General features: G+C 64.5%; 15 protein-coding genes and 1 other RNA gene. 10 read left to right on the plus strand and 6 right to left on the minus strand.

All coding sequences use genetic code 11. The features are described 5' to 3' along the window. The first annotated feature begins 41 nt into the window (after nucleotides 1–41). Nucleotides 42–524, plus strand: a complete 483-nt coding sequence (gene msrC / locus ACCQ06_RS19005) for a free L-methionine (R)-S-oxide reductase MsrC (RefSeq protein WP_104615095.1) — start codon at nucleotides 42–44, stop codon at nucleotides 522–524. Next, complete coding sequence (locus tag ACCQ06_RS19010) at nucleotides 521–913, plus strand: TfoX/Sxy family protein (protein ID WP_228323564.1); 393 nt, start codon at nucleotides 521–523, stop codon at nucleotides 911–913. Before msrC ends, ACCQ06_RS19010 begins: the two co-directional genes overlap by 4 nt. 339 nt (nucleotides 914–1,252) lie before the next feature. On the opposite strand, the gene gph is transcribed toward ACCQ06_RS19010, so the two are convergent. From gph to dinB, 3 genes are all read right to left on the minus strand, one after another. Beyond that, complete coding sequence (gene gph, locus ACCQ06_RS19015; protein ID WP_228323565.1) at nucleotides 1,253–1,903, minus strand: phosphoglycolate phosphatase; 651 nt, start codon at nucleotides 1,901–1,903, stop codon at nucleotides 1,253–1,255. A gap of 125 nt (nucleotides 1,904–2,028) precedes the next feature. Continuing rightward, nucleotides 2,029–2,104, minus strand: a non-coding RNA gene (locus ACCQ06_RS19020) — sX9 sRNA. 93 nt (nucleotides 2,105–2,197) lie between these two features. Further along, nucleotides 2,198–3,277, minus strand: coding sequence for a DNA polymerase IV (dinB, locus tag ACCQ06_RS19025; RefSeq protein WP_228323566.1), 1,080 nt, complete (start codon nucleotides 3,275–3,277; stop codon nucleotides 2,198–2,200). Between the two features lie 342 nt (nucleotides 3,278–3,619). Between dinB and fabA the strand changes: the two genes are divergently transcribed. Together fabA and fabB are read left to right on the plus strand one after the other, a co-directional pair. After that, entirely contained in the window at nucleotides 3,620–4,135 is a 516-nt protein-coding gene (gene fabA, locus ACCQ06_RS19030) for a 3-hydroxyacyl-[acyl-carrier-protein] dehydratase FabA (protein ID WP_228323567.1), read from the plus strand. Beyond that, entirely contained in the window at nucleotides 4,135–5,343 is a 1,209-nt protein-coding gene (fabB, locus tag ACCQ06_RS19035; protein ID WP_104615090.1) for a beta-ketoacyl-ACP synthase I, read from the plus strand. Before fabA ends, fabB begins: the two co-directional genes overlap by 1 nt. Before the next feature lie 232 nt (nucleotides 5,344–5,575). Here fabB and ACCQ06_RS19040 read toward each other — a convergent pair whose 3' ends face one another. The 3 genes from ACCQ06_RS19040 to ACCQ06_RS19050 all read right to left on the minus strand — a co-directional run bounded on the left by ACCQ06_RS19040 (nucleotide 5,576) and on the right by ACCQ06_RS19050 (nucleotide 9,625). Then, complete coding sequence (locus ACCQ06_RS19040; protein ID WP_104615119.1) at nucleotides 5,576–6,247, minus strand: SH3 domain-containing protein; 672 nt, start codon at nucleotides 6,245–6,247, stop codon at nucleotides 5,576–5,578. Between the two features lie 152 nt (nucleotides 6,248–6,399). After that, a complete protein-coding gene (locus tag ACCQ06_RS19045; RefSeq protein ID WP_228323568.1) occupies nucleotides 6,400–8,424 on the minus strand; it encodes a M3 family metallopeptidase in 2,025 nt (674 codons plus the stop codon). Between the two features lie 97 nt (nucleotides 8,425–8,521). Then, nucleotides 8,522–9,625 (minus strand): PLP-dependent cysteine synthase family protein, encoded by a 1,104-nt coding sequence (locus ACCQ06_RS19050; RefSeq protein ID WP_228323569.1) that lies wholly within the window; start codon nucleotides 9,623–9,625, stop codon nucleotides 8,522–8,524. Nucleotides 9,626–9,757: 132 nt separating this feature from the next. Between ACCQ06_RS19050 and ACCQ06_RS19055 the strand changes: the two genes are divergently transcribed. The 6 genes from ACCQ06_RS19055 to ACCQ06_RS19080 all read left to right on the plus strand — a co-directional run bounded on the left by ACCQ06_RS19055 (nucleotide 9,758) and on the right by ACCQ06_RS19080 (nucleotide 17,292). After that, the gene (locus tag ACCQ06_RS19055; protein WP_228323570.1) at nucleotides 9,758–10,153 is read left to right on the plus strand and encodes a CopL family metal-binding regulatory protein; all 396 of its coding nucleotides are present in this window, start codon (nucleotides 9,758–9,760) and stop codon (nucleotides 10,151–10,153) included. Between the two features lie 225 nt (nucleotides 10,154–10,378). After that, nucleotides 10,379–12,193: a copper resistance system multicopper oxidase gene (locus tag ACCQ06_RS19060; RefSeq protein WP_228323571.1), complete on the plus strand. Its 1,815-nt coding sequence runs from the start codon at nucleotides 10,379–10,381 to the stop codon at nucleotides 12,191–12,193. A gap of 233 nt (nucleotides 12,194–12,426) precedes the next feature. Continuing rightward, complete coding sequence (locus ACCQ06_RS19065) at nucleotides 12,427–13,464, plus strand: copper resistance protein B (RefSeq protein ID WP_228323642.1); 1,038 nt, start codon at nucleotides 12,427–12,429, stop codon at nucleotides 13,462–13,464. 225 nt (nucleotides 13,465–13,689) lie between these two features. Further along, on the plus strand, nucleotides 13,690–14,214 hold the full coding sequence (gene gloA, locus ACCQ06_RS19070; RefSeq protein ID WP_228323572.1) for a lactoylglutathione lyase: 525 nt from the start codon (nucleotides 13,690–13,692) through the stop codon (nucleotides 14,212–14,214). Between the two features lie 347 nt (nucleotides 14,215–14,561). Beyond that, a complete protein-coding gene (locus ACCQ06_RS19075) occupies nucleotides 14,562–15,320 on the plus strand; it encodes a hypothetical protein (RefSeq protein WP_104615083.1) in 759 nt (252 codons plus the stop codon). Nucleotides 15,321–15,426: 106 nt separating this feature from the next. After that, nucleotides 15,427–17,292 (plus strand): XVIPCD domain-containing protein, encoded by a 1,866-nt coding sequence (locus ACCQ06_RS19080; protein ID WP_316688738.1) that lies wholly within the window; start codon nucleotides 15,427–15,429, stop codon nucleotides 17,290–17,292. The last annotated feature ends 65 nt before the right edge of the window (nucleotides 17,293–17,357 follow it).

A 17,357-nucleotide genomic window follows, 5' to 3' on the forward strand; every position in this document is an offset into this window, starting at 1 on the left:
GTCGCAATGCCGCTGCGGATGGCCGCTGCTAAACTTCTGCCATGTTCGCCACCTCGTCGCTCACCGGCAGCAAGCCGGAACAATATGCCCAGCTCACCGCCCAGGCCCAGGCCCTGGTGCACGGCGAGCCGGATCGGATCGCCAATGCCGCCAATCTGGCCGCACTGATCTTCAATTCGCTGCCGTCGCTCAACTGGGCCGGCTTCTATTTCTACGATGGCCGCGAGCTGGTGGTGGGGCCGTTCCAGGGCTTGCCGGCCTGCGTTCGCATTCCGCTGGACAAGGGCGTGTGCGGTGCGGCCGCCAGCACCCGACAGAGCCAGCGCATTGCCGACGTGGACGCGTTTCCCGGGCATATCGCCTGCGATTCGGCGTCGCGCTCGGAGCTGGTGATTCCATTGGTCAAGGGCGAGACCTTGATCGGCGTGCTGGATCTGGACAGCCCGGAGCTGGATCGCTTCGACGCCGACGATCAGCAGGGCCTGGAAGCCATCGCGCAAATCTTCGTCGGCGCGTTGACGTGACCACCGAACGGCTGCGCAACATCGGACCGAAAAGTGCGGCGTGGCTGCGCCAGGTGGGTTTGCGTACGCAGCAGGATCTGCAGGCGGTGGGCGCGGTGGGCGCCTTCGTCAAAGTGCGCCGCGCCGGTTTCAGACCCAGCCTCAATCTGCTGTATTCGCTGGAAGGCGCCTTGACCGATTGCCATTGGCAGGACGTACCGGAAGCGCGTCGGCATGCCTTGCTGGCCGAATACGAAGCGGCCAGTGCGCTGTTGCCGGTGCGCGGCCGCGCGGTCGCCGGGCCGGTGGAAACCGTTCACTACGCGCGGGCGGACAACGACGATACGCATGGCGACATGATCGAAGGACACGATGACGCTGCGGACCCGAGCCAGACCCGCGAGGATTGAGCGCACACCATGGGTGGAGCGCCGCTGCATCTTTTGGTATCGGCGCCGTGCGGTAGCGCCTGACACGATGGCTGCGCGCGTTGCGCGCAGCGCTTGGTCGCAACGTCGGCGGCACACCACGCAAAACCCCCGCTGCGAACTCCAGCCAGCGCACCCACTCCGCTGTCGACCGCGTTGTCGCGTCGCGCCAAACACCAAACGCAGCTAACAGCATCTACGAAGCGATCGTCGGTTGGATGCGGACGCTACGCTCAGAACCGCAGGTAAGGAAACAGGACGCACTACACCGATCACCGATCACGTCCGCCTGGCAGCCGCGCAGTCGTTTTGTCGGTCGCTCTAGGTCAATGCCAGCAGCTCGCGCATGTCATCCATGACCGCCACCGCGCCGGAGCTGTGCACGTCGAAGCCGCGCAGATAGCCGTAGCGCACCATCGCCAAGGGCATTGCCGCTGCGTTTGCGGCGGCCGCATCGGTGGCCGAATCGCCAACCATCAGGCACTGCTGCGGTGCGTGCTGGAATTGCCTGGCCAGGTGCAGCAGCGGCGCGGCATCGGGCTTGCGCTGCGGCAGCGAATCGCCACCGAGTACGCTGCTGAAGTGCGCAGCGATGCCCAGATGTTCCAGCAGCGGCGCGATGAACCGCGACGGTTTGTTGGTGCACAACGCCAGCGTGGCGCCGGCCTCGCGCAGGCCAACCAACGCCTCGCCGACACCGGGATAGAGCTGCGGGTTGTGCAGCAGGCTGGCTTCGTAGTGACGCATCATCACCGGCATCGCGGTATCGGCATCGTGCGTGCCGCCGGCTTCGCGCAAGGCGGTGGCAAGCAGCACGTGCACGCCTTCGCCGATCCAGCCGCGGATCGTCGCCTCGCTGAACTGCTGCAACCCGAGTTCGTGCAAGGTGGCGTTGAGCGCTTCGGCGATATTGGGTGCGCTGTCCACCAGCGTGCCATCCAGGTCGAAGATCACCAGCGGATACGGAAACATGCACAACGCCTCGTTGGGGGAGCGGCCTGCAGTGTACGAGCGGCTGGATTCAGACCGTGTCAGCGTGCACGACGAAGATGCGTGATGCGTGCTGCAGTCATCGCTGCATGCATCAGGCTGAGGGCGGCTACCACAACGTAGCGAGCAGTCGTCAGGTGTGGGTGGACGGCGCGCTCAGACCCGGAGTGCTCGCGTGGTAATGCCGCACCGAACACCGGCTACGCCCGCCCGGCGGTGAGCACAGTCGTTTTGGTGGCTGCTCTACCACACGGCATCGCAGGCACGACGTCGCACTCACTGCGCCTGCGGCATCTCGCCGAACAACTCGCCCTGCACCGCGCCCTCTTCGGCATCGCTGAAACCGCTCAGCCCCACACCGACCAGGCGATAACGCGTGTCGTCGGGCAGCTCCACGCGCTTGGTCAGTGCCAGCGCAATCTGCGCCAATGCATCAAAGGAAGCCGGCGGCTGCTCCGGCGTGTACGAACGGGTCAGGATGCGAAAGTTCGAGGTCTTCAGCTTCAGCACCACCGTGCGCCCGATCCGTTCGGTGCGCCGCGTGGCGAGCCAGGTTTTTTCGGCCAGGCGCAGGATATGCGGGTCCAGTGCATCGAGCGCCAGATCCTCGCTGAAGGTGTCTTCCGAAGAGACCGACTGCACTTCCTGATCCGGCTCCACCGGGCGATCGTCGATGCCGCGCGCGCGGCGATACAGGCTGTGTCCGAAGCTGCCGAAATGCGCCTGCAATTCTTCCAGCGGACGCAGTCGCAGATCGGCCACAGTGACGATGCCCAACGCCGCCAGCTTGCCGTCCATCACCTTGCCCACGCCTGGAATGCGATTGACCCTGAGCGGCAGCAGGAACGCATCCACGCGACTGGGTGCGATGACGAACTGGCCATCGGGCTTGCGCCAGTCCGAGGCGATCTTGGCCAGGAACTTGTTCGGCGCGATGCCGGCCGATGCGGTGAGCCCGGTTTCGTCGCGGATCTGGGTGCGGATCAGCTGCGCGATTTCGGTGGCCAGCAGCATGCCGGTCTTGGCGTGCGTGACGTCCAGATAGGCTTCGTCCAGCGACAACGGCTCGACCAGATCGGTATGCCGATGAAAGATCTCGCGCACCTGCCGCGACACCGCCTTGTAACGCGCAAAATCCGGCGGCACGAACACCGCATCCGGGCAGAGCCGTTCTGCACGTAGCGCCGGCATCGCCGAGCGGATGCCGAAGGTGCGTGCTTCGTAGGAGGCGGCGCAGACCACCGAGCGCGCGCCGCGCCAGGCCACCACCACCGGCTTGCCGCGCAGGCCGGGATCGTCACGTTGCTCCACGGACGCGTAGAACGCATCCATGTCCACGTGCACGATCTTGCGCATCAAGCTGGCGTCTCTCCACTCAGGATGCGGCCATGATAAGACAGCCGCGTCTCACGCCTTGATCCAGTACTCACGGCAAAGCGGCGCGAAACGGGCGCGACCGCCGGCAGTTCTTGTCTTCGCCATCGCTCTGGATGCTCATGGCGCCGCACCTAATCCGGCCGTTGGTCACGACCGGCCTGCGTGCGCAGACGCGAGGTGCCCATGCACCACATCGCGCGCCGCACCACGCAATCGGCTGAAAACAGCACGCATGCGTACGGATAAAACGTTTGATTGAACCGCGCCGGCTCATGCACCCTTGCCGGCTTCGCCATTCGCTCCTTGCAGGAAACGTTTGTGATGACTCGTCAAAGTGCGTATTCGCGCGACCAATTGCTGGCCAGCGCGCGCGGTGAATTGTTCGGACCCGACAGCGGCAGGCTGCCGAACGACCCGATGCTGATGTTCGACCGCATCACCGAGATCAGCGACACCGGCGGCGCGTACGGCAAGGGCGTGATTCGCGCCGAGCTGGATGTGCGCCCCGACCTGTGGTTTTTCGGTTGCCATTTCATCGGCGACCCGGTGATGCCCGGCTGCCTGGGGCTGGATGCGATGTGGCAGCTGACCGGCTTCTTCCTGACCTGGATCGGCGCTGCAGGCCGCGGCCGCGCGCTGGGTTGCGGGGAGGTCAAGTTCACCGGCCAGGTGCTGCCCAGCGCCAAGCTGGTGAGCTACGAGATCGATGTGAGCCGCGTGATCAACCGCAAGCTGGTGATGGCGCAGACCGATGCGCGCATGCTGGTAGACGGGCGCGAAATCTATACCGCCAAGGATCTGCGCGTGGGCATGTTCACTTCGACGGAGAACTTCTGATGCGTCGTGTCGTCGTCACCGGAATGGGCATCAATTCGTGTCTGGGCAATGACCTGGACACCGTCTCCATCGCATTGCGCGAAAGCCGCTCCGGCATCACCGCCCTGCCCGACCATGCCGAGGCCGGTCTGCGCAGCCAGGTGGGCGGCGCAGTCACGCTGGATCTGGAAGCACTGATCGACCGCAAGCTCAAACGCTTCATGGGCGACGCCTGCGCGTACGCGTATCTGGCCATGCGCGATGCGATTGCCGATGCGGGCCTGAGCGCCGAACAGGTCAGCGACGTGCGCACCGGCGTAATCGCCGGTTCCGGCGGCGGGTCCAGCCAATGGCAGGTGGAAACCGCCGACCTGCTGCGCAACCGCGGCGTGCGCAAGGTGGGCCCGTACATGGTGCCGCGCACCATGTGCTCGGCGGTGTCGGCCTCGCTGGCCACCGCGTTCAAGATCCGCGGCCTGAGCTATTCGCTGTCGGCCGCCTGCGCGACCTCGGCGCATTGCATCGGCGCGGCGGCCGATCTGATCCGGCACGGCGCGCAGGATGTGATGTTCGCCGGCGGCGGCGAAGAACTGCACTGGACCATGAGCGTGATGTTCGATGCGATGGGCGCACTGTCCACCGGCTTCAACGATCGCCCGGCAGTGGCCTCGCGTCCGTACGATGCGCAGCGCGATGGCTTCGTCATCGGTAGCGGCGGCGGCATGTTGGTGCTGGAAGACTACGACCACGCCGTCGCACGCGGCGCACGCATCCATGCCGAGCTGCTCGGCTATGGCGTGACCTCCGATGGTGCGGACATGGTGGCGCCCAGCGGCGAAGGCGCGGTGCGCTGCATGCACATGGCCATGCAGGGGCTGGATCGCCCGATCGATTACCTCAACACGCACGGCACCTCGACACCGCTGGGCGATGTCACCGAACTGGGCGCAGTGCGCGCGGTGTTCGGCGACAACGTGCCGCCGCTGTCGTCGACCAAGGCGCTGTCCGGTCATTCGCTGGGCGCAGCCAGCGTGCACGAGGCGATCTACAGCCTGCTGATGTTGCGCGATGGCTTCATGGCCGGCTCGGCGCATATCGACGAACTCGACCCGCGCGCCGAAGGCTTCCCGATCCTGCGGCAGACACAGGAAGCCACCTTGAACACGGTGATGTCCAACAGCTTCGGCTTTGGCGGGACCAACGGCACCCTGGTGTTCGGGCGGGCGTGATGGCTGCATGCAAACGCGTGTAATCGCGTTGTGCAGCCACGCGGGTACGGAGAGTCGATCCGTGTCCGCGCCGTGCAAGGGGTCCATCAGTGGAAGACGGGCGGTGCAACTTCAAGCAACCGCGATGCGACAGAACAGCGTTGCCAGCACGCATGTTGACGACATGCCTATGTGAAAGCAGCGACGTGCAATCACGCGTTACCGCCCTGCGCCAAGGCGCAGGTGCGGTGTCTTATTCGTCCCGCAAGCGGTCGCAATCTTCCATCGAGGTCCCGCTGCTGGCGGGCTGGCCCTTCGCGTCCCTGGCAGCGCTCTGCTCTTGTGCGCGCTGCCTGCTGCGGCACGCCGTCCGGGCCTGATCGCGCTTGAACTGCAAGCTCCGGGCCGCATCAATCTCGGCCCGCTCGCGGTTGGTCCGTTCGGTGTTTACGCGTGTCTCCTGCTTGACGCGTCTTGCGATGGAGGGGTCGCCGGCTTGCGGCAGGCCCTCACCGGGCGCAAGCACTTCCAGCGCTGGCGAGTTGCCGGGTGAATGGTCGCGCCACAGCGCGCGCTCACTCTCCACGGTCCATTCGCGGCCGCGGTAATGCGCGTCCCAATACGCGTCCAGCGAAAACTCGAGTTTCGGCACCACGCGGCTCAGATCGCCGCGCTCCAGTGCGATCGCTTGCGCAGGCATCCAGCCACGCGCATCCGGCGCACGCACATCGCACCATCTGCCGTTCTTCAGGCACCCATAGACCGTGAGCGCGTTGCCGGCGCTGGCCTCGCCCACACGCCGGTATTCCTCGCCTGGGCCTGCGCGCAGGCCAGCCAGACTACTGGCGTGACCGGCATGCTGCGCCGCGGCCGGTACCGCCGCGGCCATCAACACCACCACACTCCATGACAGACGTCGCTGCATTGCACGTTCCTTGATGTGCTGATCCAGTGGCGCATCGGTCACCGGGGCGACCACGCTGCTGCGCTTATACGACAATCCACCTCACTGCACTGCGAACGCATGCCCTGCGAACGCAGCGCCTGCCAGCGATGGCAGGCGCGCGACTGACCCGCTCAGCCCGCCATGCCGTTATGCCGCAGCAGCGCATCGATGCTGGGCGCGCGACCACGGAAGGCGCGGAAGTTGTCGGCAGCGCTACGGCTTCCGCCACGCGACAGCACCTCAACGCGGAACCGCGCGCCGGTCTCGGCAACCTGCTCGGGTGCTTCTTCGAACGCGGCGTAGGCGTCGGCGCTGAGTACTTCGGCCCATTTGTAGCTGTAGTAACCAGCCGCATAACCGCCGGCAAAGATGTGGCTGAACTGATGCGGGAAGCGATTCCACGCCGGCGGACGATTGACGGCGACCTCGTCGCGCACGCGCTCGATCAGCTGCAGCACGCTGTCCTGGGCCGGGTCGAAACTGCTGTGCAATTGCATGTCGAACAATGCGAATTCCAGCTGCCGCACGGTAAACATGCCGCTCTGGAAATTGCGCGCGGCCAGCAGCCGGTCGAACAGGTTGCGCGGCAAAGGCTCGCCGGTCTGCACATGCGCGGTCATCGCCTGCACGCGCTCCCATTCCCAGCAGAAGTTCTCCATGAACTGGCTGGGCAATTCCACCGCGTCCCATTCCACGCCGTTGATCCCGGCCACACCCAGCTCGCCGATGCGGGTGAGCAGCTGATGCAGGCCATGGCCCATCTCATGGAACAACGTGGTGACTTCGCCATGCCGGAACGTGGCCGGTGCATCGCCGCTGCCACGGCCGAAGTTGCACACCAGATACACCAGCGGTGTCTGCACGCCCTTGGCGGTCTCGCGGCGGTTGCGGCAATCGTCCATCCACGCGCCACCGCGCTTGCCTTCGCGCGCGTACAGATCCAGATAGAACTGGCCGACCAACGCGCCTTGCGCATCTTCGAGCCGGTAAAAACGCACATCCTCATGCCAGACCGGCGCGCTGTCCGGCTTGACGCGCAGGCCGTACAAGCTGTGGATCACATCGAATAGGCCGGCCAACACTTTCGGCTCGGTGAAATACTGCTTCACTTCCTGCTCGGAGAAGCTGTAGCGCGCCTGCTTGAGCTTTTCGCTGACGTAGGCCAGGTCCCAGGCCTGCAGTTCGTCCAGGCCAAGTTCGTCGCGCGCAAAGGCTTCGAGTTCGGCGCGGTCGCGTTGCGCATACGGCTTGGCGCGCACCGCCAGGTCGCGCAGAAAGCCCATCACTTCATCCGGGCTTTGCGCCATCTTGGTGGCCACCGAATAGTCGGCATACCCGTCAAACCCAAGCAGCTGCGCCAGCTCTGCGCGCAGGGCGAGAATGCGATCGATATTGGCGCTGTTGTCCAGCGCGGCATCGCCGAATTCGGACGCGCGCTCGGCGTTGGCGCGATACAGCAGCGCGCGCAGGTCGCGACTGTCGGCATCGCTTTGCACCGGCAGATAGCACGGCATCTGCAAGGTGAACTTCCAGCCCGGCACGCCGTCTTTTTCGGCGGCAGCGCGGGCGGCGGCGATCACTTCGGCCGGCAGCCCCGACAACTGCGTCTGGTCTTCGGTGACGTACGACCATGCGTCGGTGGCATCGAGCACGTTCTGCGAAAACTTGGCCGCCAACGCGGACAGCTCTTCCTGGATCTGCGCAAAGCGCGCCTTGGCCTCGTCGTCCAGCTCGGCGCCGCCCAGACGAAAATCGCGTAGCGCGTTATCCAGTACCTTGCGGCGTGCCTCATCGTAATCGGCCGCTTCCGGCGATTGCGCCAGCGCCTTGTACTGCGCGTACAAGGCCAGGTTCTGGCCCAACGCGCTGCCGAAGCGGCTGACCTTGGGCAGATTGCTGTTGTAGGCCTCGCGTAGCTCGGGCGTGTTCATCACCGCCTGCAGATGGCCGACCTGCCCCCACGCGCGCCACAGCCGCTCGGTGGCATCGTCCAGCGGCACCACGAAGCTGTTCCAGCTCACCGGGCTGACCTGCTCGGCCACCTTCACCGCCGCTTCCGCCTCGGCCAGCAGTTGGTCGATCGCCGGGCCCACATGTTCGGGGCGGATGGCATCGAAGGACGGCAGTCCAGACAGGTCGAGCAGCGGGTTGGTCATGGAGCGCTCCGGCGGTGGACTGGATCAGGGATGACGAATGATGTGTGGCGATACCTACCGACACGCGGCGCGCGTCAGCAGGCTCCCGATATGGCGATCATTCCAGCGCAGCACAAGGCAGCTGCGGCAATGCGCCGCCGTTGACCGCGCTGGCAATCGCCGCATCGCTGTCGGTGACATCGATCGCGCGTTCCACATACCAGGCCGGGTTGTAGTAACTGTGCGCGTAGCGCTCGCCGGCATCGCACAGGATGCTGACGATGGAGCCCTGACGGCCTTCCTCGCGCATCCGCTGCGCGGCGTGCAGCACGCCGATGAAGTTGGTGCCAGTGGAACCGCCCACGCGACGGCCCAGGGTGGCGCTGACGTGGCGCATCGCGGCCAGGCTCAAAGCATCGGGCACCTTGATCATTTCATCCACGCAGCTGGGGATGAAGCTCGATTCCACCCGCGGCCGGCCGATGCCTTCGATGCGCGAGCCGCCGGTGATCGCCAGCTCCTTGGGGCACTGCCCGTCCACCGCGCGGCAATAGCCGTCGAAGAACACCGATACTTCCGGGTCCACGCACAGGATGCGGGTGTGATGGCGGCGATAGCGCACATAGCGCCCCAAGGTGGCGCTGGTGCCGCCGGTGCCGGGGCTGCAGACGATCCAGTCGGGGATGGGGTGCGGTTCTTCGGCCAGCTGCTTGAAGATCGATTCGGCGATGTTGTTGTTGGCGCGCCAGTCGGTAGCGCGCTCGGCGTAGGTGAACTGGTCCATGAAATGCCCGCCGGTCTCGCGCGCGAGCTGATGAGAGGCGCTGTCCAGGTCGCAGGCACGCTCCACCAGATGGCAGCGGCCGCCCTGGAATTCGATCGCGGCGATCTTCTCCGGCGAGGTCGAGGCCGGCATCACCGCGATGAAGGGCACCCCCAGCAAGCGCGCGAAATAGGCTTCGGAAATCGCAGTCGACCCGCTGGACGCCTCGATCACCGGGCGCCCTGCACGCAACCAGCCATTGGTCAGCGCATACAGAAACAGCGAGCGCGCCAAGCGGTGCTTGAGGCTGCCGGTGGGGTGGCTGGACTCGTCCTTGAAATACAGGTCGATGCCCGGATAGCCCGGCAGGCCCATCGGAATCAGATGGGTGTCGGCCGAACGATTGAAATCGGCCTCGATCTTCTGGATGGCGGCGGCCACCCACTGGCGCTGCGACATGGGCACGGACGTGATGCGAAAGAGACGTCGATTCTACCGCCGCCTGGCGCGCACCCGGGGCAGGCAGTCATCGGGCGGACAGTTGCGGGCCGGTGGTATGCTCGCAACGTCCTTTGCCAGCCCCGACCGCCCGTGCTGCGTTGCCTGCTCCGCCTGCTGCTGTGCCTGTGCCTGGTCGCCAATACGGCCACCGGCGCGTGGGCGTCGGTGGGCATGGCGATGCCGGACACGGCCATACCGCAGGCGGCAACGCACGCGATGCCGGCGCGCATGGCAGCAGCAATGCCTTGCCATGACGCCATGCCAGCGCCCGATATGGCGCCGTTGCCCGACAAGACCCAACACGCGCACGCAAGCGACTGCTGCAAGCTGGGCAGCTGCGACTGCCTGCAGCACTGCAGTCTGGCCTTGCTGACCCTGCCTGCGGTCCCGGCGGGGCTGCTCGGTCATTCCGCCGTGCCTGCCGCCCTGGACGAAGGCCGTGCCAGCCCGGCGTACGAACAACCGGTTCGACCTCCCATCGGCTAACGGCCGATACGACACGACGCGCTTCATCAGCGCTGCGTCGCCGCTGCTCAGCATCGGCAGGGGCTGCGCGAACGCTTCGACGATCCGTGCGTCGTCCGTCTGATCTGACGATCGCGCGCCGCGTCCATCGGCCATTCCACGCATGCTTCGCCCCGCGTCCTTGCACGCGGGATTTCTCAGCGATGCGCTACGTCTGCCTGCTGTTGCAGACGCGCCGGAGGTGACATGTCTTCCGATTCCCCTGTGTTCGATCCAACATCCACGCCCGCCATCAGCCGGCGCCGTTTTGTGCAAGGCCTGGCCCTGGGCGGGCTTGCCGCAGGCGCCGGGCTGTGGCGCACCGATGCGCGTGCGGCCGGCACGGTCTCCACGCCGGTCCTGCGCGGCAGTAGCCAGTCGCTGCAGATCGGCCGCCTGCCGGTCAATTTCACCGGGCGCACGCGCCCTGCCATCACCGTCAATCAGAGCCTGCCTGCGCCAACGCTGCGCTGGCGCGAGGGCGACACGGTGAGCGTGCGTGTGCGTAATGCGCTGACCGACCAGCCCACCTCGGTGCATTGGCATGGCCTGCTGCTGCCCGCCAACATGGACGGCGTGCCGGGCATGAGCTTCGATGGCATCGCGCCGGGCCAGGAGTATCACTACCGCTTCGCGCTGCGCCAATCCGGCACCTACTGGTACCACAGCCACTCGATGTTCCAGGAGCAGGCCGGCCTGTACGGCGCCATCGTCATCGACCCGCTGACGCCGCCGCCGTACCGCTTTGATCGCGAACATGTGGTGCTGTTGTCGGACTGGACCGATCTGGACCCGGCGGCGCTGTTCCGTCGTTTGAAACAGATGCCCAGCCACGACAATTACGCGCAGCGCACGGTGGGCGATTTTGTGCGCGATGCGCGCGAAGATGGCTTGCGCGCGACACTGGCCGACCGCGGCATGTGGGGGCGCATGCGCATGACCCCCACCGACCTGTCGGACGTCAACGCCAACACCTACACCTATCTGCTCAACGGCGTGGCGCCGGCCGGCAACTGGACCGGCTTGTTCACCCCCGGCGAAAAGGTGTTGCTGCGTTTCATCAATGGCTCGTCGATGACCTACTTCGACATCCGCATCCCCGGCCTGCGCATGACCGTGGTCGCGGCCGACGGCCAATACGTGCATCCGGTCAGCGTGGACGAGCTGCGCATTGCCGCAGCCGAAACCTTCGATGTGCTCATCGAGCCGACCGGCCAGGACGCGTTTACGTTGTTTGCGCAGGACATGGGCCGCACCGGATTCGCCTGCGGCACGCTGGCGGTACGGCATGGCCTGCGGGCGCCAATTCCCCCACTGGACCCACGCGCGATCCTAACCATGCAGGACATGGCGCATGGCGGTGGCACGGGGCACGCCGATCACTCCATGCACGCTGGCGATGCCATGCAAAGCGACCCGCATGCCTCACACGCCATGCCGATGCCGATGCCGATGCCGGCCCAGCATGCGCACACGCCGGACAGCGCGTCGGACAAGGCACCGCACCACTCCGCCAGCGAAACAGGCAATCCGTTGATCGACATGCGCAGCAATGCCACTGCATCGCGCCTGGACGACCCTGGCATAGGCCTGCGCGATAACGGCCGTCGCGTGCTGTGTTACGGCGATCTGCATAGCCTGTTCGACGACCCGGATGGCCGCGAACCCGGCCGCGAGATCGAGCTGCATCTGACCGGCCACATGGAAAAATTCGCATGGTCCTTCGACGGCATCGCCTTCGCCTCGGCCGACCCGCTGCGGCTGCGTTACGGCGAGCGGCTACGCATCGTGCTGGTCAACGACACCATGATGCAACACCCGATTCACCTGCACGGCATGTGGAGCGACCTGGAAGATGCCGACGGCAATTTCCAGGTGCGCAAGCACACCATCGACATGCCGCCCGGTACGCGCCGCACCTACCGGGTGCGTGCAGATGCGCTCGGCCGCTGGGCTTACCACTGCCATCTGCTGTACCACATGGAAGCGGGCATGATGCGCGAAGTGCGGGTGGACGCATGAGCGCGTTACGTCTACGCCCACTGTTCGTGAGCACGTGGTTGTTCAGTGCATCGTTGGCCGCACAGCAGCACGCGGATGCGCCGAGCAACGACACAGCGCACGACCCGCCTGTGCATGCGATGCAGATGACGGCCGAGGCTGACGATACCGATTTGCAAACGGCAAAACCGCTTCATGCGGAGTCGGCAACTGCACAGGACATGCTGCCTGCCATGGAGATGTCACACGCGCACATGCAGCACACCGACGAGATGCCAAAGCCTGCAAAGGCATCTACTCGCGACGCCGCAACGTCTGTGGCACGCACCGATGCATCGGTGTTGCAGCATGCTCAGATGCAGGAAACCGCAGTGAAGCCGCCTGCAGGTGACAGTCACATGTCGCACGCAGGCATGGAGCATGGCTCCATGGATCACGCGGCGATGAATCACGCATCGATGGATGAAGCCCCCGCGCAGCAGACGCCAATGGATCACACAACCATGGACCATGCGCAGATGCAGCACGACGCACAAGCCAACGTGCCGATGCAAACGCAGGCCTCCACCCACAGCACAGCATTGCCACGCGAGCCGATTCCGGAGCCGACCGCCGAGGACATCGCAGCGGCCTTCGCCCCGTTGCAGAGCCATGCGATGCATGGGACAGGAGTCAACCGGTATGTGCTGCTCGATCGACTGGAGGCGTTCGACACCGATCGCGGCAGCGGCCAGGAATGGGAGGCGCGCGCGTGGATCGGCGGCGATATCAACCGTCTGTGGCTACGCAGCGAAGGCGAGCGACAACAGGGGCGCACGCAAGACGCGTCGGTCGAAGCGTTCTACGGCCATGCCGTCTCGCCCTGGTGGGACGTGCTGGTGGGCGTGCGTCAGGACATCGGCACCGATCATCGCAGTTGGGCAGCGTTCGGCGTGCAAGGCCTGGCGCCGTACAAGTTCGGAACCGAGGCCACCCTCTTCGTGGCCAGCGGCGGTCGCGCGGCCCTGCGACTGGAAGGCGAATACGACGTCCTGCTCACCAACCGCCTGATCCTGCAGCCGCGCGTGGAAGCAAACATCGCACTGAGCGAGGATACGCAGCGCGGCATCGACAGTGGACTGGAGCAGCTCGAAGCGGGTGTGCGCCTCCGCTACGAATTCACGCGCCGGTTTGCGCCCTACATCGGCTGGGTGCATCAGCGCAGCTTCGGCAACCGGGCCCAGCGCGCCACGATGGACGACGAACCGGCACGCGACAGCCGCTTCATCGCCGGCGTGCGCATCTGGTTTTGAGATGGCCACAGCCGTGCGCATGGACCTGGACGCTCCGGCCCATGCGCACGGCCTGTACGCAGGCAAACGCAGGCAAACGCAGATATAAAGCAATGATCGACTACAGCGCGTGGCGGCCAGATCACCGACGCGCGTAATGCAGACACGCCGACAACCCTTGCCTCGCTAACATCGGCCCACACTGCAGCACTGACCTGTGCCCCGATTTCAACAAGGAACCCAACAATGCCTCTGACCGATCTGCAACACGTTCCCGGCGCTAGCGCCGCGCCCCCCGAAACCAGCGGTTTCGTGTTCAACCACACCATGCTGCGCATCAAGGATGCGCAACGCTCGCTGGACTTCTACACGCGCGTGCTCGGCTTCCGCCTGCTGGATGCGCGCCACTTCGCCGAAGCGCAGTTCAGCCTGTACTTTCTCGCATTAACCCCGGAAGGCACATCGATTCCCGACGACGACGCAGCGCGCCGTCTGTGGATGGCCGGCATCCCCGGCGTGCTGGAACTCACCCACAACCACGGCACCGAAACCCAGGACGGCCCGGTCTATCACGACGGCAACAGCGACCCACGCGGCTTCGGCCACATTTGCGTCTCGGTACCGGACATCCACGCCGCCTGCGCACGCTTCGACAGCCTCGGCGTGGCATACCAAAAACGCCTGGAAGACGGCCGTATGAAGCACCTGGCTTTCATCAAGGACCCGGACGGCTATTGGGTGGAGATCATTTCCAATACACCGCTGGCGTAAGTACGACTGATACTGAGCCCTCCTGAGGTTTCTGCGGACGAGCGATGCAACTGACGGGATGCAGACCTGAGCACCCACGCACTACCTCGCTTGGAAGCGCGACGCCCATCAGGCCCCCTGGCCTGGCGATACTCGGCGCGACGACTGGACACCTCGCCGCGCTGGAGTAGACTTTCGCCGCCCTCCGCAATGGATGCACACCCATGCTCGTCAGGAAGATCCCACTGATCCTTGCGTTAGCGATGATCGCCGCCTGCAAGCCGGCGCCACCGGATGCCGCGGCTTCGAAGGCGACTCCCCCCGCAGCCATTACCGCCCCAAAACCTTCAGACAAGGATGCTTCTCCCATGCAGGACGCAACCCAGGGATCCACCCAGCAACTACAGCCGCCCCGTCCCGACAGCGTGCTGTACTTCATCAGCAATGTGGATGGCGACGGCGCACTTTCCTACGAAGTGGCCAACGGCAGCTGGATTAATTACTGGTACGGCTTTCAGTTCGAACTTGGCGGTACGCGTTATTACACCGGCTTCGCCTGGGAAACGCCCGAGCTCTTCGGCGCAGAGCGCGAAAACCACTATCCCGCGCCTGGCACCAAGGTGACCTTGGCACACGCCACCTTCGTCACCAGCGAACCGGGTAGCAAGTCGCCATGGAAGCTTCTTGGCGCAGAGCCCTACATCGGCGAATTCGGAGGAATGGAACAAGGCAACACCGTCGACACGACACGTAAGCCACAGACCCTCGTCACCGACGACGGCCGGCTGGTCCTGGCCGTGCCGACGTGGAGCCTGCAGTCGGGCGTACGGATCCTTTCCTACGACGCACTCGTGTTCAACCCGAAGGAAACAGATGACGTCAACGACAAGCATTGGACGTATATCGGCAACATCCCGGCTGGTGAGGACAACAGTGCAAATTGTGGCGAGGAGGCGCCTGGGAAGATTCCTTGCGTCAAAAACAGCAGTACGCTTGCGTTTGTCCAGCAGCCCGGCCTACCCATGCTGCGGGTGACGGTGTCTGCAGACTCGCCGACGAGCGGGGGTGACGAAACGGTTGAATACCGCTACGATGCAGCCCAGAAATCGTATTTGCCGACCCCTTAATACAGAACCAAAGGAATTGGTTCGGGCGGCGTACCGCTGCAGCCACGTGGCTGCAGCACTCAATCAAGGACCTTGAGCGATGCCGACGAACTACTCACGAGCCCAAGTGCTCGACATCATCGAACGCGAAGCAACCGAGCGGAATATTCCGCGTGACGACTTCCTGCGGTTTGCGCACGTGGAGACTGGCGGCAACTTCGACGAGTTGGCCAGTCGCGGAGCCGGTGGTGCGAAAGGGCTATTTCAGTTCACTCCCCGCACCGCCGAGCAATACGGCATCGCTGGGCGCGAGTTGGACGCAGTGGCCAACACCGACGCAGCAGCGCGGCTGTATCTGGATAACCGGACGAGCCTGGTCGACCGGCACGAGCGCGACGGCCGGCCTTACCTGTCGGGCAAGCCGACGCCTGATGGCCTGGACATGTACATGGCCCATCAACAAGGCGCTAGCGGTTACCGCTCACTTCAGACCGCGATTGCCACAGGATCTTTCGGGCTTGAGAGCACTCGCGCCAACATCCTCAACAATGTCGGCGAGAAAGAACTGAAGTCTCTGACGGGCGTCGATTCGGCGACGTTCCAGCGCATGTCGGACAAGGACATGGCACAGACGTTTGTGCAGTACTGGGATACGAAGATGGACCGTATCCGTATCCCTGAAAAAGGCATTGAGCCGATTTCTGCCACGCAGCAGGCGCCGTCGCAAGCTGCGCCATCGCAGTCCGCACCTGCACAGCCGGAGAAAGCTGCAGCGCACGGCATCGCGCTACACGCTGCCTATGACCTCACCAACAAATACGACAACGTCAAGTACGGCCTGGGAGCAAAAGATCCGGACAAAGGCAGGGTCGATTGTTCTGGCTGGGTGGTCGAGATGCAGAACGCGACCATGGGTGAAATCAACGAGGGCGCCGGCAAGGTCATCTTCACTAAGGACGAGAAGTTCAGCCCTGGTTTCGATAGTGCATCCGAACTGCTGCGCAAGGCCGAACAACGCTCTGGTGTCCTGATCCAAGGCAAAGACGTCACTGCCCAGAACCTCAAAGAAGGCATGATCATCGGGGAGGACAATGGCCCCCAGAGTTGGGACAAGGGGCGCTACAAGGGCATTGACCACATCACCATGGTGGTACGTGATCCCAAGGATGGCGAGCTCAAGATCAGCCAGTCGCGTGGTGGTGAGGGCGTCGAGCTCAGCTCGCTGGATTCTTACCTTGAGCGTAAGCATGCCAAGGGCGTCAAGCTCTATGCCAGCGACCCGCTGTCCGAGGCGCGCGAGTTGCTACAGGACCGCAGCCAGAGCAAGCAGCAGTCTCACGACGGTAACGCACCCAAACCGGCGCATGCGCAGGCTGTGGCAGAAACATCCGGGGTGCTGCGCGACAAGGCGCACGGCACTGAGGTTTTGAAAGTGCAGCAGACCTTGCAGCAGTTGGGCTACAAGGACGCAAAGGGCAATGCGCTCGATGCCGACGGCGCCTATGGTCAGCGAACGGGTGAAGCGGTCAAGGCCTTTCAGCGTGCACACGGGCTGCAGGATGATGGCGTAGTGGGTGGCGATACGCTCAAGGCACTGAAGCAGGCCGAGAAGACGCCACTGCTGTCGGAAAAGACCAATCCCGATCATCCGCTCTACAACCAGGCCGTGAGCAAGCTGGAACAGCTGGGTCCGAATGCATTCGCCGACCGTCGCGCCTTGGAGAATGCAGCGGGTTCATTGGCCTTCGAAGCCAAGGTGAGCGGTCTGCAGCGCATCGACGCGGTGATGCCAAGCAAGGACGGCACCGGACTGTTCGCAGTGCAGGGTCAGCCGAGCGACCCGGCGCACCAGCGGATCTATGCGGACAAGGCAGCCGCTGCAGAGCGCCCGTTGGAGCAAAGCAGCAATGCCGTGCGGCAGGACGCGCAGACGCAAACGCAGGTCCAGGATCAGCAAGAGCAGCAACGCAGCCAGGCACGCAATGTAGGCTGATGCATCTGCAATTCCGAAAGGCGGAACGGGCACTGATCGATGGATCAGTGCCCGTTTTGGTTTAA

It is taken from the genome of Xanthomonas sp. NCPPB 4467, assembly GCF_041475665.2.
GTDB lineage: Bacteria > Pseudomonadota > Gammaproteobacteria > Xanthomonadales > Xanthomonadaceae > Xanthomonas > Xanthomonas dyei.

What these genes read in the sequence shown, in the direction of transcription:
- msrC (WP_104615095.1), top strand. Translation starts at nt 42, where the DNA reads ATGTTCGCCACCTCGTCGCTCACCGGCAGCAAGCCGGAACAATATGCC.
- gph (WP_228323565.1), bottom strand. Translation starts at nt 1,903, where the DNA reads ATGTTTCCGTATCCGCTGGTGATCTTCGACCTGGATGGCACGCTGGTG.
- dinB (WP_228323566.1), bottom strand. Translation starts at nt 3,277, where the DNA reads ATGCGCAAGATCGTGCACGTGGACATGGATGCGTTCTACGCGTCCGTG.
- fabA (WP_228323567.1), top strand. Translation starts at nt 3,620, where the DNA reads ATGACTCGTCAAAGTGCGTATTCGCGCGACCAATTGCTGGCCAGCGCG.
- fabB (WP_104615090.1), top strand. Translation starts at nt 4,135, where the DNA reads ATGCGTCGTGTCGTCGTCACCGGAATGGGCATCAATTCGTGTCTGGGC.
- ACCQ06_RS19040 (WP_104615119.1), bottom strand. Translation starts at nt 6,247, where the DNA reads ATGCAGCGACGTCTGTCATGGAGTGTGGTGGTGTTGATGGCCGCGGCG.
- ACCQ06_RS19045 (WP_228323568.1), bottom strand. Translation starts at nt 8,424, where the DNA reads ATGACCAACCCGCTGCTCGACCTGTCTGGACTGCCGTCCTTCGATGCC.
- ACCQ06_RS19050 (WP_228323569.1), bottom strand. Translation starts at nt 9,625, where the DNA reads ATGTCGCAGCGCCAGTGGGTGGCCGCCGCCATCCAGAAGATCGAGGCC.
- ACCQ06_RS19060 (WP_228323571.1), top strand. Translation starts at nt 10,379, where the DNA reads ATGTCTTCCGATTCCCCTGTGTTCGATCCAACATCCACGCCCGCCATC.
- ACCQ06_RS19065 (WP_228323642.1), top strand. Translation starts at nt 12,427, where the DNA reads ATGCAGCACACCGACGAGATGCCAAAGCCTGCAAAGGCATCTACTCGC.
- gloA (WP_228323572.1), top strand. Translation starts at nt 13,690, where the DNA reads ATGCCTCTGACCGATCTGCAACACGTTCCCGGCGCTAGCGCCGCGCCC.
- ACCQ06_RS19075 (WP_104615083.1), top strand. Translation starts at nt 14,562, where the DNA reads ATGCAGGACGCAACCCAGGGATCCACCCAGCAACTACAGCCGCCCCGT.